The following is a 26,333-nucleotide window of genomic DNA, read 5'->3' on the forward strand; positions in this document are numbered from 1 at the left end:
TGCGCGGGACCCGGCGTGGACCCGGACGATCAGCCCTCGGCGCAGCACGAGTGGCGTCCCGCCTCGACGTAGTGCGGGTCGTGCCACCAGTACCGGGCGTTCTCCGGATGCGCCGGCAGCGGCGGCAGCACCCTGCTCGCCGCCGCGGCAACCGCACTGTTGACAGTGAACGGCGCGAGCAGCTCGTCCACCCCGTGCGGCACCCCGTTGACCATGGTCAACCGCACGTTCGCCGCCTGGTCGATGTCGGTGAGCGGGTCACCGCCGAGCACCACCAGGTCCGCGTACATGCCGGGCGCGATCCGCCCGATCGGTTCCTCCAGGAACTCCCCCGGCGCCCGGGTGGCGGTGGTCAACGCCTCGTACGGCGTGAGCCCGTACTTCACCATGGCCCGCAGGTTGAGGTGCAGGCTGACGGCGTTGAACGCGATAGGTGAGTCCGTACCGGTGAGCACGCGACCACCACCTCGGATCATCGCTGCGGCCTGCGCGACCTGCCGGGCCAGATTCTCCCGGTTGGCGGTCTGGTCGGTGGTCCGCGCGGCGGTGACCGCGGCCTGCAGCGCGGCGTACTGCCAGGACGGGTAGAGCGTGCGCACGCGCCGGTCGGTGACGAGCGAGGTGTCCTCGCGCAGCAGCGTGTTCGCGCCGAACAGGGTGGGTGTGCGAGCGGCCCGCGACGTGGTGAAGATGTCGATGACGTCCTGGTAACCGGCCCCGATCGCGGTGACGGTGCGGGAGTAGCCGAACCGGTTCGTCGCGCCGGTGTGCTCCATGCCGTCGCTGCCGAACGCGAACGCCGGATAGTGGTAATGCGACGTGGAGTGCACGCCCCGCCGGTGCGCCCACGCGACCACCGCCCGCTGCCACGCGACCGGCAGCCGGACGTACGCCTTCATCAGGTCGTAGTCGAGCGCGCCGGCCCGTTCCAGCTCCCGTTCCAGCTGCCGCTCGTCGAAGGTCGGGCGCATGAAGTTGTAGTAGATCCGGGACCCGTCCACCGCCTCGCCCGTGGCGAAGTACCGCGGCCCGATCCGGGCGCCGGACTGGATCGACTCCCGCTCCTCGACCATGTGGTAGGCGGGGCTGCCGGGCGAGCGCGTGGTGGTCACGCCGAGGGAGAGCCAGAGGCCGTTCTGCCGGGCGCCGTAGGCGTAGCCCTGCATCTCCCGGTGGTGGTGCATGTCGATCAGGCCGGGGGCCACCACCGCGTCGCGGGCGTCGACGACCCGGCCGTCCCGCCCCGGTCGGGACGGCTCGACGGCGGCGATCCGATGCCCCTCGACCACCACGTCCACGTCCGCGCGCAACCGCCGGTCGACGCCGTCCCAGAGGCGTCCGGCGCGGATCACCGTACGCCCACGCGGCCGGCTGTTGGCCCAGCTCAGACCGACCGACACGGTACGAGGTGAGCCGCCGTCGGCCGACACCAGCCGCAGCCGCCCGTTGTTCAGGTAGAGCAGCCGCGTCGAGTCGCCGCTCCAGCTCGGCGCGTCGGTCACCTCGTCGGTGACCTGCCGGGGCGTGCCGGCGAAGGTGCCGTCGGGGTGGACGTCGACCACCCACAGGACGCTGGCCACCACGAAGGCCATCCGCCGGCCGTCGGGCGACCAGACGGGCCCGTCGTCGCCTCGGGTCTGGATCGACCGGTGCGGCATCGGATCGACGTACCGGGCGGCGCCGGAGATCCGGTCGACCAGCAGGATCTTGCTGAGCCCCTCCCGGTAGCGGGCGGAGTAGGGCACGACCGCGGCGAGGGCGATCACCTGCCCGTCGGCCGACCAGGTGGGGCGGCCGGGTTCGAAGGTGGCACCGAAGACCGGCTGCACCTGCCCCGTCTCGACCTCGACGGTGTAGAGCGCGCCGTTCTGGTCCAGGAACGCCAGGCGGTCGCTCTGCGGCGACCAGGTTCCGGAGACGGCGGCGGCGGCCGGCAGATTGGTCAGCTGGCGTTCCGTGCCGGTGCGCAGATCACGCAGCCAGATGTCCAGCTTCCCGCCCCGGTCGGTGGAGTACGACAGGTACCGCCCGTCGGGCGACCACGCCGGGTCACACTTCCACCACTGGTCGCGGGTGAGCGGGCGGGGCGGCTGCCCGATCGTCAGCAGGTAGATGTCGTTGAGCGCGCGGAAGGCCACCCGCCGGCCGTCCGGGGAGAGCACCGGGCTGCCGATGCCGACCACCGGCCTGCGGGTGGTCGAGTCGAAGTCGCGCCGCCGCTTGCGGTAGCGGGGCGTGGCGACGGTCACCGGGGCGACGAAGCCGATGTCGTGGCGGCGGTCGTTGTCGAGCCGGCGACGCCGGATCCGGCCGTCCGCCGTGTAGACGAACTCGCGGTCCGAGCGCCAGGAGACCCGGAACGGGTAGGCGTCCTCCCCGGTGACCAGCGGCGCGTCGCCCCGCCACAGCTCGCTGCGGCCGTCGAGCAGCCGGTGGTAGACGAGGTCACGGCCGTCCGGGGTCCAGGCCGGGCTGTGCAGCACCGCGCCGGTCGGCGCGGTGACCGCGGTGCTCCGCGCGCCGCTGGCGACGTCGACCACGTCGATGCGGGTGTTCGCGACCACGAACGCGATGCGGGTGCCGTCCGGCGACCAGGCCGGCTCGTACTCCTCCAGACCGCTGTCGGCGACGACCCTGCTCTGCCCGCTGTCGAGGTCGAGCAGGTGGATCCCGTAGCTGCCGGATCGGTCGGAGGAGAAGGCGATGCGTCGCCCGTCGGGGGAGAAGCGCGGCTCGCGGTGGTCGTACGGGCCGTGGGTGAGCTGCCGGAGACCGGAGCCGTCGGGCCGGATCAGCCACAGGTTGAAGTTCCCGTCCCGGTAGGACTGGAAGGTGATCGTCGAGCTGTCCGGCGCCCATTCGGGCTGCGCGATGTCGAACAGGTCGCTCGTGAGCCGGCGCGCCGGGCCGCCCGACGCCGGCAACACCCACAGCACGCTGACCAGGTCCATCGCGATCGTCCGGCCGTCCGGGGAGAGCTGGGCCGCGACGTCGGTGCCCTGCCGCAGCGAGATCCGGCGTTCCCGGTCCGCCGCCTCGTCGTGCCGTCCGGCCAGAGCCGGGCCCGCGACCCCGCTCCCGGCCAGTGCCGCCGCGCCGGCCGTGCCCGCCAGCAGATCCCGCCTCCGTACGCCCGTCATGATGCCTCCCCGGCGAAGCTTCCATCGAACCTCTCCGATGGTTCTCCTGCCCGCGATCGTGGCGCAGCTCCCCTGCGCCGGCCTGCGGCCAGCGGGCCGGCAGCTGCGGCGATCGGCGCGTTTCCGGCGTTCAGCGGTGTGCCGCTATTCGGTCCGCCGGCGCGACCACCCGACCCCCGGCCACCACTCGTGCCGCTCGGCCTGCTCGTCGCGGTGACCGCACCGCTCTACGTCGAGTCGGCGGAACCGGCCCTCCTGCCCTCCTTATGGGTGCCATAAGCGCGCGAATAACCGCGTCTCGCGAATGGCGACTAGCGTGAACCGGGCATTCGACCAGGTGACGGCCGGTGCAGTTCGCCGATGTGACGCACCAGGCGCACCCCGGCCGGCGTCCCCGACCAGACCCTCGTCATCCCGAGGTCGTCCCACGCCCGCACCACCCGCGCCGCCGACCGAACACCGCCCGAGGAACCGGAGCCATGAGTACCCCAGACCGCACGCTGCAGGCAGACGTCCTCGTCATCGGCTTCGGAAAGGGCGGTAAGACCGCAGCCGCCACCTTGGGCCGGGCCGGCAAGCGAGTCGTGCTCGTGGAGCAGTCGGAGCGGATGTACGGCGGCACCTGCCCGAACGTGGGCTGCGTACCGACGAAGGGCCTCGTGCACCGGTCCCAGCGACGCCGACCCGAGGACCCGGCGCAGGACTGGTACGCACGCTCCGTCCGGGAGGTCCAGGAGACCCGGGAGATGATGCGCCGGGGCAACCTCGACACCCTGAGCAGCATCGACACGGTAACCGTGATCACCGGCCGCGCCGCCTTCGCGGACCCGCACACGGTCACCGTCGTCACCGCCGACGAGCACCTCACCGTCACCGCCGACACCATTCTGATCAACACCGGCTCCGAACCGGTCGTCCCCGACATCCCCGGCCTCGCCACCAGCAGGTACGCGAGGTCGAGCACCGACCTGATCGAGACGGCCACCCTGCCGCAACGGCTTGCCATCGTCGGCGGCGGATACCTCGGCATCGAGTTCGCCGCCATCTACCGCCGGTTCGGCTCCCAGGTCACCCTCTTCGAACGCACCGCCCGGATCCTCGGACGCGAGGACGACGACATCGCCGCCGTGGCCACACACATCCTGGTCGACGAGGGCATCCACCTTGTCACGGCGGCACGGGTGACGGAGGTACGCGACGGCGACAGCGGCGCCACGGTCGTGTACGACAGGGACGGCGAGCAGCACACCCTCGAGGTCGACGCCCTCCTCGCCGCCGCCGGCCGGGCGCCGGCGACGCGCGATCTCCACCTCGAAGCCGCCGGTGTCCGCACCACCGCACTGGGGGCGGTCGAGGTCGACGACCACCTACGGACGAGCCAGCCCCACATCTTCGCCCTCGGCGACGTACGCGGCGGGCCGCAGTTCACCTACCTCTCGCTCGACGACAGCCGGATCGTTCTCGACCAGCTCACCGGCGTGGGCCTCCGGTCGACGACCGACCGGATCGTCCCCCGCACGCTGTTCATGACTCCGCCCCTGGCGACCGTGGGCATGACCGAGCGAGAGGCCCGGGAGGCGGGACACCGGGTGAAGATCGCGCGGGCGGATGTCGCGAAGATCGTGGCCATGCCCCGCGCCTACGCCGTGGAGGAGACCCGCGGCGTCATGAAGTTCGTGATCGACGCCGGTACGGACCGGATCCTCGGCGCCGCGCTGCTGAGCATCGACGCACAGGAGATCATCAACACCGTCGCGCTCGCCATGCGGCACGGAGTCACCGCGGCCGAACTCCGCGACGCCGTCTACACCCACCCGAGCTCGACAGAGGCGTTCAACGAGGTACTCGCCACCGTCGTGCGAGCCGACGAGCCGTAACGGCCCGAACCCGCCCGGCCGGGCAACCACCACCAAGCCGGCAGTGAGCCACGTCACGCCAGTTCACGATCGAGCCGTGCCGCTCCGTCTCGTGGTCGTCACCGACACGAAAGAGGGCGGACACATGAACAGGATCGTGATCCTCGGCGCCGGGTACGCGGGCCTCATCACGGCGGTCAGCCTCGCCGGGCGCACCCGGCGCCGCGAGGACGTCCAGATCACCATCGTCAACGCCGAGGAGCGGTTCACCGAACGGTTGCGGCTGCACCAGACCGCATCCGGACAACGCCTGGCCGATCTGCGCATCCCGGAACTGCTGGCCGGAACCCGGGTGGAGTTCGTCCGTGGCTGGGTCACCGGCATCAACATCGCCGCCCGCCGCGTCCGGATCGACGACGGACGGGAGATCGAGTACGACCGGCTCGTCTACGCGCTCGGCGCCGCCACCGACACCGACACCGTTCCCGGAGCCGGCGAACACGCCTACACCCTCGACAGCGCGCACGACGCCGAACTACTGGCGAACAAACTCGCGAGCCTCGGCAGTGGCACGGTGGTGGTCTGCGGCAGCGGGCTGACCGGCGTCGAGGCGGCGGCCGAGATCGCCGAACAGCACCCCGGCCTGGACGTGGTGCTACTCGGCCGGCAGGAACCGGGATCGACGATGAAGCCGAAGGCGAAGGCTCACCTGCACGCCGCTCTCGCCCGGCTCGGCGTCCGCGTCGTGAACGGCGCGGAGATCGTCAAGGTACGCCCCGGATCCGTCGACCTCGCCGACGGCACCAGCGTCACGGCGGACGCCGTGCTCTGGACCAGCGGCCTACGGGTACCGGTGCTCGCCGCCGCAGCGGGTCTGCGGGTCGACGACAACGGCCGTATCGTCACCGACCCGGCACTACGGTCGGTGTCCCACCCACAGGTCTACGCCATCGGCGACGCCGCCGCGATCCGGCAGGGCTACGGCTTCCTGCACGGCACCTGCGGAAGCGGCCTGGCGAACGGCGTGCACACGGCGTCGTCGATCGTGCGGGAACGCGACGGCCGGCAGCCCCGGCCCTTCCGGTTCGGTTACATCCACGCCGCCGTCAGCGTCGGCCGCCGCGACGCGGTCGTCCAGTTCACCCACCCCGACGACAGCCCCAAGCGGCTTCTCCTCACCGGCCGCCCGGCCGTCTGGTACAAGGAGACGGTGAGTTCGATCGCGTGGCCGTCGTTCGGGCAACTGAAGACGCACCCGGCCCTGGGCGCGTTCGTCTGGCGCCGCGGCGGCCGGTTCACCCGATGACCGACAAGCCGGGCGGGGCCTTCGACGACCACCGCAACCTGCTCTTCTCCGTCGCGTACCGCATCCTCGGCGTCGCCGCCGACGCCGAGGACGTGGTGCAGGACTCCTGGCTGAAATGGTCGGCGGCCGACCGCTCCCAGGTCGCCGACCCGAAGTCCTACCTGGTGCGGATCGTCACCAACCTGGCGATGGACCGGCTGCGCTCGGCACAGGTCCGCCGCGAGACCTACGTCGGCCCGTGGCTGCCCGAGCCGATCCTCACCAGCACCGACACGGCCGAGGACGTGGCCACCGCCGAAGCGGTGTCGATGGGGCTGCTGGTCGTGCTGGAGACGCTGACCCCACTCGAACGCGCCGTCTTCGTGCTCAAGGAGGCCTTCGGCTTCAGCCACGCCGAGATCGCCCAGGCCGTGGACCGCTCCGAGGAGTCCGTACGCCAGGCCGCACACCGCGCACGTGAGCACGTGCGCGCCCGTCGCCCGCGATTCAAAACCGACCGAACCCGGCAGCGCGCGGTCACCGAGCGCTTCCTCGCAGCCGCCACCGGCGGTGACATCAACACGCTGATGCAGCTGCTCGCCCCCGATGTGACGCTCTGGACCGACGGTGGCGGGAAGGTCCGTCAGGCGATCCGCCCGATCATCGGCGCGCAGCGGGTGGCCGCCTGGTTCGCGGGCGTCGCCGTCCGGCCCTACGAGGGCATCGCCCCCGTCGACATGGCCGTCGAGATGGTCGAGCTCAACGGGCAGGTGGGTCTGGTCTTCAGCGACGGCGGGCGGATCGTCGCCACCGTCACCTTCGACCTGAACGACGACGGCGTGATCACCGGCATCCACGACGTCGCCAATCCCGACAAGCTCCGCGCCGTCGCGGCCCGGACGATCCACCACCTCTAGCGTCTGCGCGACGCCCGCGGTAAATGCGTTGCCGGCGCTCGCCACCACGCCTAACCTCGTCGTCAACCGATCAGGAAGGAGCAGCCGGTCATGACGCGCCACCCGAGCCCCGCACCGCGGCAGCGGATGTCGCCGCGCGGGCGAAGCCGCCGAGCCATCGCCGCCTCCTCCGTTCCCAGCCGCCCGAGCCGGTGGCGCGACTGACCGCGACCGAACACGCGGAAGCCGCCCACCCAGCGAAGGGATCGGGCGGCTTTTCCGTTCGGTCATTGCACGAAGGGTTGGCCGAGTGGCCTATGGCGCCGCGGTGCTAACGCGGAGCGGGTTGACCCCCGCCGGGAGTTCGAATCTCCCACCCTTCGCCACGCCCCCGTAGCTCAGCGGAGAGAGCGCTTGACTACGAATCAAGAGGCCGGACGTTCGAATCGTTCCGGGGGCACGAACGCCGCACTCGGGCGTCCGATGAACGGCCGAGCCGGGGCCGGTCCGACCGGCTGCGGCGGGTAGTGGCAGCAGCGCCTCACCCCGAGCGGTCGCCAGATCGACGATTGCCTTGAGGGGGCATCCAGGTCGGCGGATGCCCCCTCAAGGAAGTCGAGTTGATCTAGCGCTTCAGCCGGCGATGTGCAGGATCGCGTCGGCTGCGTCGACGGTCGCCTGGTCGAGCGGGAAGTAGCCCTGCTGTGGGGTGGTGTCCGTACGCGGGCGGGCCGGGGTCACCTCGGCCGCCGGGAGGAGACCCCAGCCGGTGACACGCTGTCGCAGGTGCCCCTCGAAGGTGTCCGGCGCGGGCTCGCCCAGTTCGAGGGCCGTACTGCGCCCGAGACTGCCGGCGATGAAGGTGTAGTCGCCGATCCCCAGGGAGTCGACGATGGCCCCGGCGCCGTACCAGTCGGCGTTCAGGTCGCCCAGGCTCCAGGAGCTCGCGTTCCGTTGCAGGTGGGAGTTGTGCGCGGAGAGCATCGTCGGGCCGCGCCTCGCCTCCACGGCGCGGATGTCGAGCAGGTTGCGCGCCATCCACGTGTCCCGGGTGGTGAGCAGGAGGCAGATCCGTTCGCTCTGCGGGAGCGGCTGCGCCGCTTGCCAGTGGTAGTGGAGCAGCCCGAGGCCGGCGTCGAGGTGCGTCCTGGCCCGGAGCCACTCGTCCCGTGAGCTTCCCGCGATCAGCTCCGGCGCGCGGGCGTGGAGCCGGGTGAGCAGGTCCTCGCCGACGCGCCGCAGCCGCTCGGCTTCGGGCGTGGCGCCCATGGACTCGGCGTGGTCGAGGATCGCCTCGGTGCGGCTCCACCGGTGGTCGTCCCCGGCGATGCCTGCGATGTCGAGGTTCTCGAGGTGGAGATAGTCGCGCGCGTACTCGAGGTAGCTCCTCGGGCTGGGCGCGCTGGTGTTCTCGGTCGGGGCGTCGAAGCCGTGGAAGGTCAGTCGCTCCGGTGCCGGCCGGTTCCGGTTGTACTCCCGCATCCAGGCGACCAGCCGCCGGTTGGCGTCCAGTGCGCCGAAGTCGTGGGAGAAGCCTTCGGTCATCACCGCGGCGAGGCTTCCGGTGCCGTGCAGGACGTAGTCGTTGACGGCGAACGCGGCCACCCGGTCGGTCTCGAGGGCGATCGAGCGGAAGCCGAGCTCGACCAGTTGGGTGAAGAGTTCGTTGCGGATCGCGCCGAAGGCGGGCTCCCGGTGGGTCGGCTCGCCCAGGGCGAGAAGGTCACCTGGCTGGGGTACCAGCTGTCGTATGTCCTGGCTCATGTGTCTCAACCGTAGCGTTGAAACCTCGGTTGAGGCTTTTCAGCGACGACGCGCGTGGGCCAGTAACGAAGCCTCAACCAGGTTTCACCCGGCTCGCCCGTGATCGGAGCAGGCACTCGGTGCTGGTGGTGGGGGCACCCGCTGGTCGGCGGCGGCAGGTGCCCCCCATGGCTACCGCTCGGCGGAGTGGACCGCCGCGCCGCGCCGCGTCTCCAGCGCGTCCAAGAGCATCGGCAGCGCCCGGTGCAGTTCCCGCTGCCAGTACGGCCAGCTGTGCGTGCCGGGACCGTAGAAGTCGGTCTCGACGGAGACACCCACCTCGCGCAGCCGCTCGACGACGTCGACGTTCTCCTGGTGGATGAGCGCTTCCAGGCTGTCCGTCGCGCCGGGCTGGTCGAACGGCCCGCCCGCGGTGCCGTCACCGCTGGCCACGAAGAGCGCCGCGTGGCGCAGCCGCTTCGCGAGGTGGTACGGGTCGTGTGCCGCCCAGAGCCGCCGCTGCGCCACCGGGTCACCCCAGAGGTCGTACGGGTCGAGCCCGGTGCGCCCGAAGAAGGGCAACCAGAACGAGGCGTCCCGCAACGGGTGCAGGACGCCGCTGAAGGACGCCGCCGCGCGGAACATCCCAGGGTGCCGGGCCGCGTACGAGAGGGCGCCGAAACCGCCCATCGACAGCCCGGCCACCGCGCGCTCCGGGCCGGCGCCGTACCCCCGCTCGATGATCTGGCGTACCTCGCGGAGATGGAAGGTCTCCCATGCCGGGGTGCCGCCCTCGCCTCCGTTCCACCAATCGCTGTACCAGCCGGCCGCGCCGGCCTCGGGCATGACGACGAGGACGTCCCGCAGCTCGGGAATGCTGGCGACGTCGGTCGAGCGGGTCCAGCTCAGGTAGGAGTCGCAGCAGCCGTGCAGCAGGTAGAGCACCGGCCACCTGTCGCCACGCCGGCGCTGCTCCCACCCGTCGGGGGTGAGCAGCCGGACGTTCGCCGTCGCGCCGAGGGCCGGCGACTGGATCGTGAGGTCGACCAGGCGCGGCCCGACGGTCGTCTCCCGCGCCACGTACGCCCCGTCGGAGGCCCGGACGGGCGCGGCGGCGAGGGCCGGCGCCGGCACGGCGAGCCCGGCCAGCACGAGCCCGACCGCCAGCGCGGCGCGGAGCATCGAGGTTCTTCTCATGTCGCCTCCCCGCTACCGGCAGACGGCGCCGAGGTCCACGGCCCGCGCCATGGCGGTGAAACCGACGTCGCCGGGGTGCAGGTGGTCCCCCGAGTCGTACGCGGGGTTGATCCGGCCGGGGTTCGCCGGGTCGCGGGTGGCGGCGTCGAGGTCGACCACCGCGTCGAACTCGGCGGAGGTGCGGATCCACTGGTTGACCGCCTGCCGGTCGGCCTCACCGGCCGCGCTGTAGTAGCCGGCGCCCTCGTACGGCAGGATCGTCGCGCCCACGACGCGGATGCCCGCCTGGTGCGCCCGCGCGATGAACTGCCGGTACACCGCGATGAGCTGCTCCGGTTCGAGGGCGCCGCGACTGTTGCCGATGTCGTTGATGCCCTCCAGCAGCACGACCGAGCGGACGCCGGCCTGCCCGAGCACGTCCCGGTCGAACCTCGCGAGGGCGGAGTCGCCCGCCGAGCCGGCGTTGGCGAGCAGCCGGTTACCGCTGATTCCGGCGTTGAGGACGCCGCAGCGTCGGGCCTCGGGCCGCTGCGCCAGCCGGTCGGCCACCTGATCCGGGTAGCGCAGGTTCGCGTCGACGGTCGAGACGACCCCGTCGGTGATCGAGTCGCCGAAGAACACCACCGATCCGGCCGCCCGGGAGAGGACGTCGACGCCGGAGAGAAAGTATCGCGCGGTGTCCAGCGGGGTGAAGGCGCCGCCGGTGTCCGTGGTGGCGTCGCCCGTGGCGCGGAAGGAGGTGGCGAAGCCGGCCGGGTGCCAGGTGGTCGGGCCGGTGGGACCGGGCAGGTACGTGCTGACGACCAGGTCCGAGTTCGCGGCGACCCGGATGCGCAGCGGGTCGGACCACCACTCGGCTCCGGCGGGGATCGTCACGGACCGAACGCCCGCGAACGTCACCGGGCGCAGGGCCGGCTCGGTCACCTGCGGCGTTCCCGACCCGCCGGAGCGCGGTGCCACCGTGACGGCGGCGATGGCCAGGGGGGTGGTTCCGTAGACGTTGCTGAGGCGGACGCGGATGCTGTCGCCGCCGATCGACAGGTGCGCGACCTGCCGCAGCGTGGTGTCCGTGAACCCGGTGGCCGACGTGCCGGTGGTCCTCGGTTCGGCCACCGCCACCGTCCAGCTGCCGATCCAGTCGGCGCGGGCGTGGGACTGCGCGGTGGCGCTCGCGGGCAGGAGGCTGATCACGGCGGTGAGCGCCGCGGCGGTGCAGAGGCGTACTCGTAGACGTCTCGATGTCACGTCCAGCTCCTCGTCTCGAGTTCTCGGTGGGGTCGCCGGCCGGCGGGGGTGATGAAATCACGTACCGTGATCATCCGACAGCGCATCGACGGCGGTCGGTGCGGTCGGCGCGACGAGCGGGCGGCTGGCTGAGCCGAGCGGCGGCAGCGGCTGCGATCAGCGGCTATTGACACATGACGATGCTCTGGCCCGCGGCGCACACCGGCGACGGCGCGCCGCGGGCCCCGGTCCGGGGGTGCGGGGACGCCCTTGGCTCGCCCCCGGCGGCGATCGAGGCGAGCGCGGTCAGTAGCTGCCGCCCCGGCCCGCCTCGGCCGCCACCCGGTCGTGCAGCGACGCCAGCGCCGGGCTGACCGTGACGGTCAGTGGCTGCGGTTGTGTCAGCCGCCGCGCCGACACGGGCAGCCAGGTGAGCTCCGCCTCGAATCGGCGCCGCGCGGCCCGCACCTGGTCGGCGGGGGCACAGGCGTCGAGGCGGCGGCCGTCGCGCATCACCGGCACCAGCAGCGGCTCCCGGTCGGCCGGTACCGGCTCGTCGCGGAGCCCGACCACGTCACACGCGACGCCGGACGTGTCCCGGAACACCTGCTTCGGGCCGGGCAGGGTGACCTTGCCGGGCGAGAGCTTCAGCACCGGCCGGTCCCCGATGGACACCAGCTTGTACGCGCTGTCCAGCGACGGCGCGTCGTAGGAGACGCCCATCTTCGTCCCCACGCCGTACCCGTCGATGGGCGCGCCCGCCGCCACGAGGCCGGCGATGACGTCCTCGTCGAGGCTGCCACTCGCCACGATCCGGCCCCGGGCCAGCCCCGCCTCGTCGAGGATCGCCCGGGTCTGCCGGGCCAGCGCCGCGAGGTCCCCGGAGTCGAGCCGTACACCGAACGGGCCGGCAAGCCCCAGCTCCTCGACCACGTCGACGGCGGCCCGCACCCCGGCCGGCGTGTCGTACGTGTCCACCAGGAAGATCGGGTCGGCCGGGAAGTCGGTGGCGAACGCCCGGAACGCCGAGCGCTCGTCGGGGAACGCCTCCACGTAGGAGTGCGCCATGGTGCCGGACGGGGTGAGCCCGTAGCGGGCGGCCGCCTCCACGTCGCTGGTCGCCGCGAAGCCGGCGATGGCCGACGCCCGGGCGACACCCGCCCCGGCCTCGATCCCGTGCGTACGCCGGAACGCGAAGTCGATCAGTTGGGCGTCGCCGGCGGCGATGCGGCAGCGGGCGGCCTTGCTGGCGATCGTGGTGTGGAAGGTGATCAGGTTGAGGACGCCGGTCTCCACCAGCTGCGCCTCGGCGATCGGCGCGGTGACCTCCAGCAGCGGCTCGTCGGCGAAGACCACCCGGCCCTCCGGCACGGCCCAGACGTCGCCGGTGAACCGTAGCGCCGACAGCGCGGTCAGCATCGACCGGTCGAAGCCGCCGACCCGACGCAGGTAGTCGAGGTCGTCCGCGTCGAGCGCGAACTCCTCCAGGAAGGTCAGCGCCTCGGCCAGCCCGGCGGCGACGAGGAAGCCCCGCCGGGGCGGCAACCGCCGGGAGAAGAGGCTGAATGTGGCCCGCTCGGTCATTCCCTGCCGCAGGTAGCTGGCGGCCATCCGCAGCTCGTACAGGTCGGTCCGCAGCCCGCTCATCTCGCCTCCTCCGCCACGGCACCACTGTGGTGGATGCGGAGTCGGGATGTGTGGGAAACGGGAGATCCCGGACGGCGCATCCCGACCAGCGGGCGCCAGCGCCGGCTACGTGCCGGTAGGCGGTTGTCCCCGTCGATGCCGACAAGCATGATCGTTCTGTGCGGCCTTGGCGCGGCCGGGCCTTCAGGCTCGGTAGGCCGCACCGGTGGGTACCAGTCCACCGTGTGAGGTCCAGCGAGGAGGTGACCGGAGGAATGCCATGCAGGATGAGTTGCAACGCCTCGTCGACGCGCTCGCCGCGTACGCAGGACGACCCGCGCTGATCGAGGACCGGCGCCAACGGGTGGTGGTCTACAGCGAGCACAACGGACCGATGGACGACGTACGGCGCGCCTCGATCCTGCGCCGGCAGACCACCCCGGAGGTGATGGCCTGGTTCCGCAACGTCGGCATCATGGACGCCCGCGAGCCGGTACGCACACCGGCCTCCGGGGAGCTGGACCTGCTGCCACGGGTCTGCGTACCGATCCGCCACCAGGACCTGCTGCTCGGGTTCGTCTGGTTCATCGACCCGGACGCCACCATGGCCGACACGGACATCGCCGCCACCGGCCTGATGAGCGAGCTGTCGCTGGCGCTCTACCGGGAGAACCTGCTCGGCGAGTTGGCCTCGCAGCGGGAGACCGAGGCCGCGCGTACGCTGCTCTCCGACAACGAGGCGACCCGCGTCCGGTCGGTGCGCGCCCTCCGGGAGGCCGGCATGATCGCCGACGGCTCGGCCACCGCCCTCGTGGCGCAGCTCGTCGCCGCCGACGGGGATCCGCTCGACGAGCTCGCCCGGCTCGCCCTGGAGCAGGCGCTGGTCACCACCCGGCGGTGGGTCGGCACCCGGGACGCGCTGCACCTGGTCCGCGACGACCACGGGGTGCTGCTGATCGCCTGCGGTCGCGGCGCGGGACGCCCCTCCCCCGAGGTCGCCGCGAAGCTGCTCGACGACAACCTGCGGCACACGACCCGCGGCCTCGGCTCGATCGAGCGCGCCGTCGTCGGGATCGGGCAGACGCGGCCCGGCCTGGCCGAGGCCTTCGGGTCGTACGGGGAGGCGTTGCAGGCCGCAAGGGTCGGCGTGCGGCTACCGGCTCTCGGCGGGGTGGTCTCCTGGTCGGGTCTGGGCATCTACCGGGTGCTGTCCCGGCTGGAGGGGCGGCACCTCGACATGGCCGACGTGCATCCGGGCCTGGAACGGTTGCTGCGCGAGCAGCCGAACCCGGTGCTGTTGCGGACCCTGGAGCGTTACCTCGACCTGGCCGGCAACGCGCACGCCACCGCCGAACAGCTGCGGCTGCACCGCACCACGCTCTACTACCGGCTGCAACGGATCGAGGAGCTGGCCGAGACCGACCTGAAGGACGGCAACGAGCGGCTGTGCCTGCACCTGGCGCTCAAGCTGGGCCGGCTGACCGGCGCGTACCACCCGGAGGAGTGACGGAGCACGCCGTGCCGGGGCGCCGGCGCGGCGTCACTGCCGCCCGTCGCGGCGGATCATCCGCACTCCGAACCCGATCGTGGCGATCACGAGCAGGGCGCCCAGGAGCTGGAGGCCCGGGGAGTCGTCGGCCTCGCCGTACACGACGGCGGCGACGCCGATCGCGATGGCGAGGAGGGCGACGGGGGCGAGGATGACGTACCTCATCGGGGCTCCTTCCGGCGGCCGGTCCCGGCGCCGATCTCGTGGGCGGGCGCGCCGGCGGTCGAGTTCTCCGGCCGGTGGGGCGAGGTGCTCACTCCTCGACCCATTCGAGGAGGTCACCGGGCTGGCAGTCGAGCACCCGGCACATGGCTTCGAGGGTGCTGAACCGGACGGCCTTGGCGCGGCCGTTCTTCAGCACCGCGACGTTCGCGGGGGTGAGCCCGACACGTTCGGCGAACTCACCGACGCTCATCTTGCGTTTGGCCAGCTGGACGTCGATGCGTACGACGATCGGCATCAGATCACCGCTTCCATGTCGGTACGCAGGGTGGTGGCCTGGCGCAGCAGGGCACGCATGACCACCATCAGCAGCCCGATGACCGCGACCCCGATGAGCAGCAGGAAGAGCACGAGTGGAGCCCCGGGATCGTCCGCCCGGAACCCGACGTAGAGGAAGACACCCAGGAGCACCACCCAGGCGGCGGCGATGGCCCACACGATGGCGTCGACCCACGCCAGGGCGGGCTGGCTGAAGATCCGGTCTTTCTTGACCATGCTGAGCAGCTTCCAGGTCGCCACGATGACCACCTGGACGCAGAGCACCCAGAACACCGTGATGGCGGTCAACGGCCACCTGAGGTAGGCGTCCTCCGGCGATTCCTTGGCCATGTGGGCGAACTGTCCGGGTAGCGACATGGTCTGGAACAGGACCAGGATCCCGAACAGCAACACGAGGAAGACTCTGAGAGCGGCAACCGCCCGACGTTCCGTCACCATGCATCGACTATCACTCGTTACCTATCGAAAGTCAATAGGTCCGAGGATTATGTGCGGCCCGCCGAGGGCACCCTGACCGGTCGCGACCATCGGGTGGCGGCCGGACGTCCGGCCGCCACCCGATCCGGCGGAGGGGAACCCCTCAGCCCTCGATGTCGCGTGGATCGCGGCTGCGCGGGTACGTGTTCCGCTCCCCGATCGTGCCGTCCTGCTTCTTGATCACGTGCTCGGTGCCGCGCTGGACGGCCGTCTCCCGGCCGGCGGCCGCCGCCTCCGCCTTGGTGTCGTGCGTGCTGCTGGCGCGCTCGTTGCCCTCAGGACGGTTCTTCCACTGACCGTCCTCCTGGTACGTCTCGACGTCGCCCTTCGACATGACCGTGACCTCCCTCGATCGCATGGTCGGTCACGAATACCTGCCCCGGGCCGACTTCCTCAAACGTCTGCCCACCTCCGCACGAGGCCCCGCAGGGTGCGCGGCCGGGCGCGGGCAGGGCCACCCGGTCTGCTGCCGGTGACCAGGCGGTAGCCGCCGGCGGCCGGTCAGGCGCGTGCGGACCGAAGGACGTCCGCGACCGGGCGTCGGGTCGCGGCCAGGGCGGGGAGGGCGGTGAGTACGGCGACGGCGAGCAGGACCGCGAGCGCTACGGCGAGCATCCACGAAGCGGGTGGATACCGGATCTCACCCATGGAGACCGTCAGGTACAGCCCGATGCCGAGCGGAACCCCGAGCGCGACGCCGAGCGTCGCGGGAAGGAGCTGCGCCACCGCCATGCCCGCGCTGGCCTGGACGGGTGTGGCGCCGAGCGTGCGGGCGACTGCCAGGGGGTGACGGGCGTCGAGGACCGCGGTCCAGGTGCTCACGATGGCGTTGACGAGCGCGAGGACGCAGAGCACGACGACGACGAGGAGCATGGCCTGGAGAGTTCGCGTCTCCTTGGGGTTGGCCAGCTCCGTTTCCCCGAGGTCGACCTGCCGATCCTGCGCCAGGCCCATGAGCAGAGCGGCGAGCGCGGTCATGGTGACCAGGGTGTTCACCATGACGAGTCGGGCGCGGCGGGGGCGGCGGGCGTTGATGCGTACCCCGATCAGCAGGGCGGCGGGCATCCGGCGGGACAGCCAGACGCGCCAGCGGCGGCGGCGCGGTGAGGTGGCGGCGTCGACCAGCGCGTGGACTGTGTCGGTGGCGGCGGCGCGTAGCACAGGTGCCAGGGTCGCCGCGGCGGCGATGGCGAGGGCGAGAGCGGTGACGGTGATCACCGTACGCAGTGCGGGCGGATGGACGCCGGTGGCGCCGAGGAGTCCGGCGCCGGGGTTGGTCAACGCGGGCGCGGTGAGCCAGCCGGCGGTCAGGCCGATGACGGCGGCGACGAGCCCGAGGACGAGGTATTCGGCGAGGTGGACGCCGGCGATCATGGCTGGTCCGGCACCGACGGCCTTGAGCAGCCCCACCCGGCGGCGCTGGTCGACGACGCGGCCGGCGACGATGTTGGCGACACTCGCCACCGCGAGGGCGGTGAGCAGCCAGCTGCCGATCAGCAGGGCCCTGTGCGCCTGTCTGACGAGCCTGCCGTTCGAGTCGGCGATCGCCGTCCAGCTGTGGTACTCGATCCCGTCTCTGAGCATGTTGTGGAAGGAGGTGCTGGCGTGCGGGTCGACGAATCTCAGGTTCAGGGTGTAGGAGAGCCGCTGGCCGTCGGCCAACGTGCCGATCTGGCTACTGTCGACCCAGACGAGACCGGAGGACTGGACGAGAATGCTGCCCGGGAAGCGCCAGTCCGCGCGCGGGTAGACGGCTCGGGCGGCGGTGACCGCGGTGCCCACCACCCGCAGCGGGTGGCCGTTGACCTCGACGGTGTCGCCGGTATGGACGCCGAGCGCGTTGGCGAAGGTGGGTTCGATGACCACGCCACCCGGGCGTACCCAGGTCCCGTCGGTCACCACCGGCCGGTCGAGCGCCGCCGGGGAGGCGTCGCGGCCCTGGACGACCGTCTGCACGGTCCTACCGTGGGCGGTCATCATCAGATAGGCCATCGGGTACGGGCCGCTGTGTGCGGTGACCCCGGGCGCGGTGGGGAGCGGCGCGAGAGCGGCCAGAGCATCCGGGCCCGTCGTCACCGGCGTCGCCACCACGTCCGGACCCGCGGTGGCCGCCCTGGTCCGCTCGTACGGACGGGCGAGAGCATTGTCCAGGGCGAGGCCGAGGGTCAGCGTCCCGGCTGCGGCGCTGATCGCGAGCAGCAGCAGTACGGTCTCGGTGCGCCGCCGGCGCAGGTCCCGCACCATCAGCCGGCACACGAGCAGCAGGCGTCCGGTCATCTCAGCGCCACCCGCCGTAGACCGTGCCCGTGCCGACGGTGGTGCCGGCGAGCCGGCTGTCGTCGACGAAGGCCCCGTCCCGCATGGAGATGATCCGGTCCGCGACCGCGGCGATCCGCGCGTCATGGGTGACCACCACCAGCGTCTGCCCTCCGGTACGCAGCTCCTCGAACAGCCGCAACACCTCCAGGGTGGCCGCGCTGTCCAGGTTCCCGGTGGGCTCGTCGGCCAGCACGACCAACGGCTCGTTGCTCAACGCGCGGGCGATCGCGACCCGCTGGCGCTGGCCGCCGGACAGTGCCGACGGCAGGTGCTTGGCGCGGTCGGCGAGCCCCACCCGGTCCAGCAGGGTCATGGCGCGCTGCCGAGCCCGGCGCGGCGACTGCCCGGCCAGCAACGCCGCCAGCTCGACGTTCTCCACCGCGGTGAGTTCGTCCATGAGGTGGAACGACTGGAAGACGAAGCCGACATGGTGGCGCCGCAACCGGGCCAGGGCTCGCTCACTCATCGTGTCGATCCGGTGTTCGGCCAGCCACACCTCGCCGTGGGTGGGGCGTTGCAGCCCGCCGAGCAGGTGCAACAGGGTGGACTTCCCGCAGCCACTGGGCCCCATGATCGCGAGCGTCTACCCGGCGGGTACCCCCAGATCGACCTCGTCGACCGCCCGGACCAGCGCGCTCCCCTGGCCGTACCACCTGCTCACCCCGTGGGTCCGCAGCAGCGCCGACTCGGTCACGCGGCGCCACCGGGCACACCAGCGCGGTCCCCGTCTCGCTCGGTGCGCGCGCTCATGGAGTCGCCTTCCGTCGGGTCCGGTCGCGTTCGGTCCACATGCGTTCGCACGCCTCCAGCCACTCCAGGTCGGCCCTCAGCCGCAGCACGACCCCCTCCAGCAACAATCCGGCAACCGGATCCACCGACCGCTCCAACGCGGCCCGCTGGGCATCCCGCAACCGGCGCAGCAGCTCGCGCCGCTGCGCGTCGACCAACGCCACCGGATCGGCCAGCCGGCCGGCAGCGGCGGCCACCAGCTTGAGATGGAACTCGGCAAGGTCCGGCTTCGGCCAGCTCACCTCGGTCAGCCACGCGGCGACCCGCTGCTGTCCGGCCGGAGTCAACGCGTAGACGCGCCGGTCGGGGCGGTCCGGGAGGCCCTCGGCGTGCTGCGAGGTCACCAGACCCGCCTTGGCCAGCCGGGCCAGCGTCACGTAGATCTGCCCGGCGTTCATCGCCTCGCCGAGCGGGCCGAGCGCGCCCCGGATACGGGCGCGCAGCTCGTAGCCGTACGCCGGCTCCTTCGCCAGCATGGCCAGCACCACATCCTGCACCCGAGCGCACCTCCGTCGACCGATATTAGATAACCGCTAGCTATAGCGCTGTCAAATCGCTCGCCCGCCGGCGAGGGCGCGGTAGGTTGCACAGTCATGGCCACCGCCACCGCCGCCGACGTCCGTCGCGAACTCGCCGCACTCGCCGACCCGCTGCGGGCGGCGAACGTCAGCCGGTTCCTGCAGATGGTTCCCGGTGGGTACGGCGAGGGCGACCGGGCGATCGGCGTCACCGTGCCGGACCAGCGCCGGGTGGCCGCCCGGCACTGGCGCGACCTTCCGCTGACGGAGACGGTGACGCTGCTGACCAGCGGCGTGCACGAGGAGCGGCTGACGTCGCTCCTCGTGCTGGTGCGGAAGTTCGGCGGAGGAGACGAGGAGGAACGGGCCCGGATCTTCGACATCGTGCTGGCCAACACCGGCCACATCGACAACTGGGACCTGGTGGACTCGTCCGCCCCGTACATCGTCGGCCCCTGGCTGATCGACAAGGACCGCGACGTCCTCGACCGGCTGGCCGGGTCGCACCTCGTCTGGGACCGGCGCATCGCCGTCATGGCGACGTTCGCCTTCATCAAGGCCGGCGACTTCCGGTGGACCTTCCGGCTCGGCGACCGGCTCCTGCACGACCCGCACGACCTCGTACGCAAGGCGGTCGGCTGGATGCTGCGGGAGGTCGGCAACCGGGACAGAGCCGCGGAGGAGGAGTTCCTGGCCCACCGCTACCGGGTCATGCCACGAGTCATGCTGCGCTACGCGATCGAGAAGTTCGAACCGCAGCGGCGGCGGGAGTACCTGACCGGCGTGGCCTAGCGGGCGGCTGTCCGCGGGCGCCGAACGGGCGGGGGGCGGGGCGACGATGGCCGCCCCGCCCCGGTCAGGCGCGGATCAGAGACCGGCCTTCTCGGCCGCCCGCCGGCCACCGACGACCGGCAGCTCGATCCGGCTGCTGTCGAAGTGGACGGTGATCTCGGCCTGGTTCTGCTTCGCCCGGCTGCTGTAACCGGAGTACGAGCCGAGCAGCACCACACCGATCTGGTTGCCGGCGTCGAAGACGTAGTCCTCGGGCAGCAGCGGCACGTCGACGCTGTTCTTCTTCCCCGGCCGCAGCGGGGTCGACGTGGACAGCGAGTCGAGGTTCAACCCGTCCAGGATGCCCTTGGTCACCAGCGCCTGCGGATCGGTGGCCACGTTCTTGGCGGTCTCCCGGTAGCAGGCTTCCTCGGCGTACCCGCCCCAGGTCGCCGTCTCGCCCCAGCAGTCCTCCTCGGTCAGCGTCCGGATGCCGTCGCCGGCGGTGCTGAACCGGGGCCGGGTGCCGTAGTCGACGAGCAGACCGGCGAAGCTGGTGTCCTCACCGTTCACCGACGCCTTGATCCGTACGACCGGGGTGCCGGAGATGTGCAGCGGCGCCCGCAGCGGCTCGGAGAGGAAGACCAGCCGGTTCGCCGTGTTCGCCGCCGGATCCGACGGGTGCCGGATGGCGTTGGTCTGGCTCATCGACGGCGTGTCCTGGAAGGTGCGGGACTCCCTGCCGTGCTGGGGGCGGACCGAGAGGGCACCGGCGGCACCCTCGGCGCCCGGTCGCAGGAACACCTGGGTCTTCTGGGCCGCGGGGATCGGCCAGTCGCGGTGGGTCTCCCAGACGTCCGGGGCCCGCTCGATGTCGGCCCGGGGCTCCTTCATGATGTCGTTCTTGACCCCGTGCAGCCAGTAGTCGAACCAGCGGTGCAGGGTGTCGACCCACTCGCCCCGGCGGAAGTCGAACGGGTCGACGTGTCCGGTGCCCGTCATCCAGAGCTTGCGGGGCACGTTGTGCTCGGCGAGCGCGTCCCACCACTTGCTGAAGTGGTCCGCCCGGACGTTGTCGTCGTTGATGCCGTGCACCACGAAGACGCTGGCGCGCACCCGGTCGGCGTGCGGAACGTAGTCACGCTCGGCCCAGAAGTCGTTGTAGTCGCCGGTGGTGTCGTCGCTGTCCACACCGAGCTGCTCACGGACCGGTGCGCAGTACGCCCGCCGCTCCGGGTTCGTGACCGTGTTGGAGAGACTGCCCGAGTAGTTGTTGCCCCGGGTGACGAGCCCGTTGCTGCGCGAGTAGTCGTACCAGCTGGAGATCGCGGAGATCGGCACGATCGTGGAGAGCCCCTTGACGCCGGTGGCGGCGGCCGCGTTGGCCAGGGTGCCGTCGTACGACTTGCCGATCATGCCGGTGCGGCCGTTGTGCCAGTCGGCCACGACCCGCTCGCCGGCGGCGTTCGTGCCCTTCCGGCGCCCGTTCAGCCAGTCGATCGCCGTCGGCGCGCTGATGTTGTCGGCGCGGCCGCCGGTGACCGGGCAACCCGTCGAGTGGTTGGTCCCGATCATGTCGAGCAGGATCACCGCGTAACCGCGCGGAACGAAGTAGTTGTCGTAGAAGAGCGGCCACTTGTCGTTGAGGCCGTCGCCGTCGACGTCCTCCTTGCACTCGCTCTCGTTGCCTCGGCACACCGTCGAGTAGTACGGGCTCGCGTCCATGATGACCGGAACGTCCAGCCCGCGCTCGCTGGCCTTGGGCCGGATGATGTCCATGGCCACGACATCGCGGGCGCCGTCGCCGTCGGTGTCGACGTCGGAGGTGACGAATACCCGCTCGCGGATCGCGTCGGCGTACCCGAACACCGGTTGGGTGACTCCGTCCCGGACGACCGGCCGGAGACGTTCCGCGGACGGACTCGCCGTCGCGGCGGCCGCCGGCAGGCCCACGGCGACGGTCAACGCGACCACCACCGACGACCGCCACCAGCTCCTCGTGGTTCGCATGGTGCTCCTCCCTGATCCGGCACCGGCGCCGTCGCCGGCCGCCCAGGGCAGGGACGGCCGGCCGCGGGTGCGGCTGCATCGAACCCTAGGAATCGAGCCGGGACCGGTCATCGGACAGGTGCGGGAGTTGATCGTCTTCGGCTCCTACGTCTGTCGCATACCTTCGCTACCGCGCGTGACCGGCCGCCGCGCACGTCAGTGGCGGGTTGCCGGACCTGCCGGAGTGCGACAGGCGTAGGACCGCCCGGGCGGTGATTCCAACAGGTGCCCGATGACGCACACCTCCGGCGGTCATAGGTTCGGCCGCACCAGCACGCCGAACGGTCAACCCGGCGGGCCCCGGCGCCGGTGTCGACCCGGACGAGGCCCCGCCGACCCGTGAGAAGGGCAGGATGTGCGGTCGGAAGGCAGCGTGGCACTGCGGTTCGTCGGGCGGTTCGTGGTGCCGGCGCTGGTCGCGGCGCTCTTCGCCGCCCCGCTGTGGTTCATGGTGGTCGGCTCGCTCCGACCCGCCGGAGAGCCACCGCCGCGCACCGTGGAGCTTCTGCCGGCGGAGCCGAGCGTGGCGGCGTACGCCCGGCTGCCGGAGCTCATCCCCCTCTTCCGGTACCTGGCGAACTCGGCGCTGGTCGTCGCGATCGCCGTGCCGGTGACCGTGCTCGTCGCGTCGCTGACCGGCTTCGGCTTACGCCTGCTCAGCCCGTCGGCCCGTCGCCGCGCCGTCCTCGGCCTGCTGGCGGTGCTGCTCGTACCGGTCACCGCCGTCTGGGCCACCCGCTTCGAGCTGTTCCGGCTCGCCGGCGTCGTCGACACGTACGTGCCGCTGCTCGCCCCGGCGCTGCTCGCCGGTAGCCCGCTCCTCGTGCTGCTCTACGGGTGGGCGTTCGGCGGCGTACCGGAGAGCCAGCTCGGGGCGGCCCGACTCGAAGGCGCCGGCTGGTTGACGATCTGGCGGCGGGTGGCACTGCCCCAGGTGCGCCCGGCGACCCTCGCGGTGGCCGTGCTCGCCTTCACCCTCCACTGGTCGAACCTGATCGACCCGCTGCTGTACCTGCACAGCGGCGACCGCTACACGTACCCGCTGGGCCTGCAGTTCCTGCGGCTGCTGAACCCGACCGACTGGCCGCTGCTGATGGCGGGCTGCGTCGTGGCGACCGCGCCGTGCGTGCTGGTGTTCCTGCTGGCCCAGCGGATCCTGCTGAACGACGACCCGCTGGCCGCACTCAGATCTGGAGGTCGTAGGTGAGCCGATTCCGCCGGTACGCCGCCCTGGTCACCGCCGCGCTGCTGCTCGGCGTCACCGCCTGTGACAGCGGCGGCGACGCGACGGACGACGCGGGCATCACCGTCGTGCTCTTCGGCGACGCCGAGGAGATCGCCGGGTACCGCACCATGATCGACGAGTTCGGCGACGCGCACCCCGACGTCCCCGTGACGCTCTCCCCGGTCGCCACCCAGGACGAACTCATGGCCCGGCTGACCACCTCGTTCGCCGGCGGCCAGCCACCCGACGTGTTCCTGCTCAACTACCGCCGGTACGGCCAGTTCGCCGCCCAGCAGGCGATCGAGCCGGTGCAGTCGTACCTCGACCGCAGCACCGTCCTGAAGGAGAGCGACTTCAGCCCGCGGGCGCTGGACGCCTTCCGGTTCGACGGGAAGGCCCTGACCTGCCTGCCGCAGAACATGTCCTCCCTCGTCGTCTACTACAACGCCGACCTCTTCGCCAAGGCCGGTGTGCCGCTGCCGAAGGCGGGCTGGACCTGGGACGACTTCCTCACCGCGGCCCGCGCCCTGACCGGCGACGGGAGGTACGGCGTCGGCGTCGAGCCCTCGCTTCCCCGGCTCGCGCCGTTCGTCTGGTCCAACCGCGGCGAACTGGTCGACGACCCGAACCGGCCGACAGCGCTGACCCTCACCGGGAACCCGGCCACCCGGCGGGCCGTCGACTGGTTCCTCGACCTGCAGCTGAAGCACCACGTCGTGCCGCCCGACGCCGAGGAGCAGAGCGAGTCGAGCGAGGACAGGTTCCTGCGCGGCACGCTCGGCATGTACCTCAACAGCCGCGTCGCCGTCCCCACGCTGCGCACCATCGAGGGCTTCACGTGGGACGCGGCGTCACTGCCGGTCGCGCCCGGCGGGGTGCCCGCCTCGATCCTGCACAGCGACGCCTACTGCATGAGCGCCGGCCGGGCCGACCACGAGCGGGCGTGGCGGTTCATCGAGTTCGCGATGGGTGAGCAGGGCCAGCGCATCCTCGCCGGGTCCGGCCGCACCGTACCGTCCCGCCTCGACGTGGCCAACTCCCCCACCTTCCTCGACCCGCAGGAGCCACCGAAGTCGTCGCAGGTCTACCTCGACGCCGAGCCGCACCTGCGCGCCACCCCCCGCACCGGCACCTGGTCCCGGGTGGAACGGGAGGCGGACGCCCTGCTCGAGGAGGTCTTCTACGGCCGGGTCGGCCGCGAGGAGGGGCTGCGGAACCTGGAGGAGAAGATCCGCCCGCTCTTCACCCTGCCGGCGGGCGCGGGTGGCTGACCGCGGCACCATCCGGCTCGAATCGCTGACCAGGTCGTACGGGCGGGTGGTCGCCCTCGACGGCGTCGACCTGGAGGTGCGGGCCGGGGAGCTGATGACGCTCGTCGGCCCGTCGGGCTCGGGCAAGTCGACAATCCTGCGGCTGATCGCCGGGCTCGACCGTCCGGAGCGCGGACGGATCCTCGTCGACGGGCAGGACGTGTCCCGGGTCCCCCCGCACCGGCGGTCCGTCGCGATGGTCTTCCAGGACTACGCGCTCTACCCGCACCTCACCGTCCTCGGCAACCTGCTGTTCGGCCTGCGGGTACGCCGGGTCCGCCGGGACGAGGCCGAACGGCGGGCCCGTGCCGCGGCCGAGCGGCTGGGCATCGCCGACCTGCTCGGCCGCTACCCCGACCAGGTCTCCGGCGGGCAACGCCAGCGGGTCGCCCTCGCCCGCGCGCTGCTGCGCGAACCCACCGTCTACCTGCTCGACGAGCCCATGGCCAGCCTCGACGCGCCGCTACGGTTCGCCACCCGCGCCGAACTGCTCGCCCTGCACCGGGACCTCGGCACCACCACCGTCCATGTCACGCACGACCAGGCGGAGGCGATGACCCTCGGCGACCGGGTCGCCGTCCTCGACCGCGGCCGGATCCGCCAGCTCGGACCACCCCAGCAGGTATACGACGAGCCCGCCGACACCTTCGTCGCCGGTTTCCTGGGCGGCCCGCCGATGAACCTGGTGCCCGGCGGCGGCGTGCTCGGCGGCTCCCCCGGCCTGATCCTCGGCGTACGCCCGGAGGACCTGATCCTCGACGTCGACGGGCCGGTCGAGGTCACCGTCGACGCGGTGGAGGCGCTCGGCAGCGAGAGCATCCTGCTGACCCGCACCGCCGACGGCACCCGGCTCACCGTACGTGCGGCCGCACGCTGCGGCCTACGACCCGGGGCGGCGGCACGGCTGCGGCCGGACCCGGCTCGCCTGCACCACTTCGACGCCGAGACGGGACGGCGGCGGTGACCTCGGGTCGCGACCGGAGGCCACTGACCGCGTGGGCGTTCCTCGCCCCGTACGGGATCGCCGTCGGGCTCCTGATCGCGCTGCCGGCGCTGCTCAACGTCGGCTACGCCTTCACCGACCACACCGGACTCACCCGTGACCCGCAGTTCGTCGGTCTGTCCCACGTCCGCCGGATGCTCGACGACGGGTTCCTGCTCGACAGCGTGCGGGCCTCGGCGATCCACCTGGCGCTGGCCGTACCGCTGCGGCTGCTCGCCGCCGTCGGTCTGGGCCTGCTGCTCGCCGCGCCACGACCGGGTGGACGCTGGTTCCGGGTCGCCGTGTACCTGCCGACGGTCGTACCGGACGTGGCCCTCGCGGTGCTCTTCCTCTGGGTGCTCAACCCGCTCTACGGTCCGCTCAACCAGTTGCTCGGTCTCTTCGGCCATGCCGGCTTCAATTGGCTCTCCGAGCCCGGCACCGCCCGGGTCGGCGTGGCGCTGATGCTGATGTTCCCCATCGGTGAGGGCTTCCTCGTCGTCCTCGCCGCCCGGCGGATGCTCGACGGCCGGCTCTACGAGGCGGCGGCGCTGGAGGGCTGCGGCCCGTTCGGCCAGCTGCGCCGGATCACCCTGCCGCTGCTCGCCCCCGTCCTGCTGCTGCTCGCCGTGCGCGACACGATCCTGACCCTGCAGGTCAACTTCGTGCCCGCCTACATCCTCACCGACGGCCGGCCCGCGAACGCCACCCTCTACCTGCCGGTCTACATCTTCGACCAGGCCTTCGAGTTCTCCGGCTTCGCGTACGGCGCGCTGATCACGACAGTCCTCATGGTGGTCACCGCGTCCGTCATCACCGCGCTGCTGCTCGTCGTACGGCGGTGGCGGGTGCTGCGCTGAGCGTGCCATGCTGCCA

The 26,333-nt window shown here is 71.9% G+C and carries 22 protein-coding genes and 2 tRNA genes; 11 read left to right on the top strand and 13 right to left on the bottom strand.

From position 1 onward, the window contains the following. Nucleotides 1-29: 29 nt before the first annotated feature. Complete coding sequence (locus tag E1211_RS02220; RefSeq protein WP_132344827.1) at nt 30-3,140, bottom strand: amidohydrolase family protein; 3,111 nt, start codon at nt 3,138-3,140, stop codon at nt 30-32. A 479-nt stretch (nt 3,141-3,619) separates the two neighbouring features. On the opposite strand from E1211_RS02220, the gene E1211_RS02225 reads away from it, so the two are divergent. The 5 genes from E1211_RS02225 to E1211_RS02245 all read left to right on the top strand — a co-directional run bounded on the left by E1211_RS02225 (nt 3,620) and on the right by E1211_RS02245 (nt 7,637). Further along, nucleotides 3,620-5,017: an FAD-dependent oxidoreductase gene (locus tag E1211_RS02225; protein WP_132344829.1), complete on the top strand. Its 1,398-nt coding sequence runs from the start codon at nt 3,620-3,622 to the stop codon at nt 5,015-5,017. A gap of 124 nt (nt 5,018-5,141) precedes the next feature. After that, entirely contained in the window at nt 5,142-6,302 is a 1,161-nt protein-coding gene (locus E1211_RS02230) for an NAD(P)/FAD-dependent oxidoreductase (RefSeq protein ID WP_132344831.1), read from the top strand. Next, nucleotides 6,299-7,198: an RNA polymerase sigma-70 factor gene (locus tag E1211_RS02235; RefSeq protein ID WP_132344833.1), complete on the top strand. Its 900-nt coding sequence runs from the start codon at nt 6,299-6,301 to the stop codon at nt 7,196-7,198. Before E1211_RS02230 ends, E1211_RS02235 begins: the two co-directional genes overlap by 4 nt. 275 nt (nt 7,199-7,473) lie before the next feature. Further along, nucleotides 7,474-7,563: transfer RNA gene (locus E1211_RS02240), tRNA-Ser, on the top strand. A gap of 1 nt (nt 7,564) precedes the next feature. Next, nucleotides 7,565-7,637: transfer RNA gene (locus E1211_RS02245), tRNA-Arg, on the top strand. Between the two features lie 173 nt (nt 7,638-7,810). Here E1211_RS02245 and E1211_RS02250 read toward each other — a convergent pair. From E1211_RS02250 to E1211_RS02265, 4 genes are all read right to left on the bottom strand, one after another. Then, nucleotides 7,811-8,941: an erythromycin esterase family protein gene (locus E1211_RS02250; RefSeq protein ID WP_132344835.1), complete on the bottom strand. Its 1,131-nt coding sequence runs from the start codon at nt 8,939-8,941 to the stop codon at nt 7,811-7,813. Nucleotides 8,942-9,112: 171 nt separating this feature from the next. Further along, nucleotides 9,113-10,117, bottom strand: a complete 1,005-nt coding sequence (locus tag E1211_RS02255) for an alpha/beta hydrolase family protein (RefSeq protein WP_132344837.1) — start codon at nt 10,115-10,117, stop codon at nt 9,113-9,115. A 12-nt stretch (nt 10,118-10,129) separates the two neighbouring features. Further along, nucleotides 10,130-11,362, bottom strand: a complete 1,233-nt coding sequence (locus E1211_RS02260; RefSeq protein ID WP_132344839.1) for an SGNH/GDSL hydrolase family protein — start codon at nt 11,360-11,362, stop codon at nt 10,130-10,132. Nucleotides 11,363-11,647: 285 nt separating this feature from the next. Next, a complete protein-coding gene (locus tag E1211_RS02265; protein ID WP_132344841.1) occupies nt 11,648-12,988 on the bottom strand; it encodes a nicotinate phosphoribosyltransferase in 1,341 nt (446 codons plus the stop codon). A 259-nt stretch (nt 12,989-13,247) separates the two neighbouring features. On the opposite strand from E1211_RS02265, the gene E1211_RS02270 reads away from it, so the two are divergent. Continuing rightward, nucleotides 13,248-14,474 (top strand): CdaR family transcriptional regulator, encoded by a 1,227-nt coding sequence (locus tag E1211_RS02270; protein ID WP_132344843.1) that lies wholly within the window; start codon nt 13,248-13,250, stop codon nt 14,472-14,474. Between the two features lie 33 nt (nt 14,475-14,507). Here the strand turns inward: E1211_RS02270 and E1211_RS32290 are convergent, their stop codons facing one another. From E1211_RS32290 to E1211_RS02300, 7 genes are all read right to left on the bottom strand, one after another. After that, entirely contained in the window at nt 14,508-14,681 is a 174-nt protein-coding gene (locus E1211_RS32290; protein ID WP_165947142.1) for a hypothetical protein, read from the bottom strand. Between the two features lie 88 nt (nt 14,682-14,769). Further along, nucleotides 14,770-14,976 carry a helix-turn-helix transcriptional regulator gene (locus E1211_RS02275; RefSeq protein WP_076472788.1) on the bottom strand — a complete coding sequence of 69 codons (207 nt, stop codon included), beginning with the start codon at nt 14,974-14,976 and terminating at the stop codon, nt 14,770-14,772. Next, a complete protein-coding gene (locus E1211_RS02280) occupies nt 14,976-15,455 on the bottom strand; it encodes a DUF2975 domain-containing protein (protein ID WP_132344845.1) in 480 nt (159 codons plus the stop codon). Before E1211_RS02280 ends, E1211_RS02275 begins: the two co-directional genes overlap by 1 nt. A 142-nt stretch (nt 15,456-15,597) precedes the next feature. Next, nucleotides 15,598-15,828, bottom strand: a complete 231-nt coding sequence (locus tag E1211_RS02285) for a DUF2188 domain-containing protein (RefSeq protein ID WP_132344847.1) — start codon at nt 15,826-15,828, stop codon at nt 15,598-15,600. A 167-nt stretch (nt 15,829-15,995) separates the two neighbouring features. After that, the gene (locus E1211_RS02290) at nt 15,996-17,771 is read right to left on the bottom strand and encodes an ABC transporter permease (RefSeq protein ID WP_165947143.1); all 1,776 of its coding nucleotides are present in this window, start codon (nt 17,769-17,771) and stop codon (nt 15,996-15,998) included. 1 nt (nt 17,772) lies between these two features. After that, nucleotides 17,773-18,384, bottom strand: a complete 612-nt coding sequence (locus E1211_RS02295) for an ABC transporter ATP-binding protein (RefSeq protein WP_243709298.1) — start codon at nt 18,382-18,384, stop codon at nt 17,773-17,775. 175 nt (nt 18,385-18,559) lie between these two features. Continuing rightward, nucleotides 18,560-19,099, bottom strand: coding sequence for a PadR family transcriptional regulator (locus tag E1211_RS02300; protein WP_132344851.1), 540 nt, complete (start codon nt 19,097-19,099; stop codon nt 18,560-18,562). A 96-nt stretch (nt 19,100-19,195) separates the two neighbouring features. On the opposite strand from E1211_RS02300, the gene E1211_RS02305 reads away from it, so the two are divergent. Further along, nucleotides 19,196-19,912 (top strand): DNA alkylation repair protein, encoded by a 717-nt coding sequence (locus E1211_RS02305; protein ID WP_132344853.1) that lies wholly within the window; start codon nt 19,196-19,198, stop codon nt 19,910-19,912. Nucleotides 19,913-19,987: 75 nt separating this feature from the next. Here the strand turns inward: E1211_RS02305 and E1211_RS02310 are convergent, their stop codons facing one another. Further along, the gene (locus tag E1211_RS02310) at nt 19,988-21,901 is read right to left on the bottom strand and encodes a Xaa-Pro dipeptidyl-peptidase (RefSeq protein WP_132344855.1); all 1,914 of its coding nucleotides are present in this window, start codon (nt 21,899-21,901) and stop codon (nt 19,988-19,990) included. Between the two features lie 412 nt (nt 21,902-22,313). On the opposite strand from E1211_RS02310, the gene E1211_RS02315 reads away from it, so the two are divergent. From E1211_RS02315 to E1211_RS02330, 4 genes are read left to right on the top strand one after another with little or no spacing between them, the layout of a single operon-like run. Next, complete coding sequence (locus tag E1211_RS02315; protein ID WP_132344857.1) at nt 22,314-23,147, top strand: carbohydrate ABC transporter permease; 834 nt, start codon at nt 22,314-22,316, stop codon at nt 23,145-23,147. Beyond that, nucleotides 23,144-24,436: a sugar ABC transporter substrate-binding protein gene (locus tag E1211_RS02320; protein ID WP_207915171.1), complete on the top strand. Its 1,293-nt coding sequence runs from the start codon at nt 23,144-23,146 to the stop codon at nt 24,434-24,436. Before E1211_RS02315 ends, E1211_RS02320 begins: the two co-directional genes overlap by 4 nt. Continuing rightward, on the top strand, nt 24,429-25,439 hold the full coding sequence (locus tag E1211_RS02325; protein ID WP_132344860.1) for an ABC transporter ATP-binding protein: 1,011 nt from the start codon (nt 24,429-24,431) through the stop codon (nt 25,437-25,439). Before E1211_RS02320 ends, E1211_RS02325 begins: the two co-directional genes overlap by 8 nt. After that, entirely contained in the window at nt 25,436-26,317 is an 882-nt protein-coding gene (locus tag E1211_RS02330) for a carbohydrate ABC transporter permease (RefSeq protein ID WP_132344862.1), read from the top strand. The genes E1211_RS02325 and E1211_RS02330 overlap by 4 nt, the downstream gene beginning before the upstream one ends. Nucleotides 26,318-26,333: the final 16 nt, after the last annotated feature.

The organism is Micromonospora sp. 15K316 (assembly GCF_004348525.1).
Taxonomy (GTDB): Bacteria; Actinomycetota; Actinomycetes; order Mycobacteriales; family Micromonosporaceae; genus Micromonospora.

Excerpts from the sequence above, each read along its gene's own strand:
- E1211_RS02220 (WP_132344827.1), bottom strand. The coding sequence starts at position 3,140 with ATGACGGGCGTACGGAGGCGGGATCTGCTGGCGGGCACGGCCGGCGCG.
- E1211_RS02225 (WP_132344829.1), top strand. The coding sequence starts at position 3,620 with ATGAGTACCCCAGACCGCACGCTGCAGGCAGACGTCCTCGTCATCGGC.
- E1211_RS02230 (WP_132344831.1), top strand. The coding sequence starts at position 5,142 with ATGAACAGGATCGTGATCCTCGGCGCCGGGTACGCGGGCCTCATCACG.
- E1211_RS02235 (WP_132344833.1), top strand. The coding sequence starts at position 6,299 with ATGACCGACAAGCCGGGCGGGGCCTTCGACGACCACCGCAACCTGCTC.
- E1211_RS02250 (WP_132344835.1), bottom strand. The coding sequence starts at position 8,941 with ATGAGCCAGGACATACGACAGCTGGTACCCCAGCCAGGTGACCTTCTC.
- E1211_RS02255 (WP_132344837.1), bottom strand. The coding sequence starts at position 10,117 with ATGAGAAGAACCTCGATGCTCCGCGCCGCGCTGGCGGTCGGGCTCGTG.
- E1211_RS02265 (WP_132344841.1), bottom strand. The coding sequence starts at position 12,988 with ATGAGCGGGCTGCGGACCGACCTGTACGAGCTGCGGATGGCCGCCAGC.
- E1211_RS02270 (WP_132344843.1), top strand. The coding sequence starts at position 13,248 with ATGCAGGATGAGTTGCAACGCCTCGTCGACGCGCTCGCCGCGTACGCA.
- E1211_RS32290 (WP_165947142.1), bottom strand. The coding sequence starts at position 14,681 with ATGAGGTACGTCATCCTCGCCCCCGTCGCCCTCCTCGCCATCGCGATC.
- E1211_RS02275 (WP_076472788.1), bottom strand. The coding sequence starts at position 14,976 with ATGCCGATCGTCGTACGCATCGACGTCCAGCTGGCCAAACGCAAGATG.
- E1211_RS02280 (WP_132344845.1), bottom strand. The coding sequence starts at position 15,455 with ATGGTGACGGAACGTCGGGCGGTTGCCGCTCTCAGAGTCTTCCTCGTG.
- E1211_RS02285 (WP_132344847.1), bottom strand. The coding sequence starts at position 15,828 with ATGTCGAAGGGCGACGTCGAGACGTACCAGGAGGACGGTCAGTGGAAG.
- E1211_RS02290 (WP_165947143.1), bottom strand. The coding sequence starts at position 17,771 with ATGACCGGACGCCTGCTGCTCGTGTGCCGGCTGATGGTGCGGGACCTG.
- E1211_RS02295 (WP_243709298.1), bottom strand. The coding sequence starts at position 18,384 with ATGGGGCCCAGTGGCTGCGGGAAGTCCACCCTGTTGCACCTGCTCGGC.
- E1211_RS02305 (WP_132344853.1), top strand. The coding sequence starts at position 19,196 with ATGGCCACCGCCACCGCCGCCGACGTCCGTCGCGAACTCGCCGCACTC.
- E1211_RS02310 (WP_132344855.1), bottom strand. The coding sequence starts at position 21,901 with ATGCGAACCACGAGGAGCTGGTGGCGGTCGTCGGTGGTGGTCGCGTTG.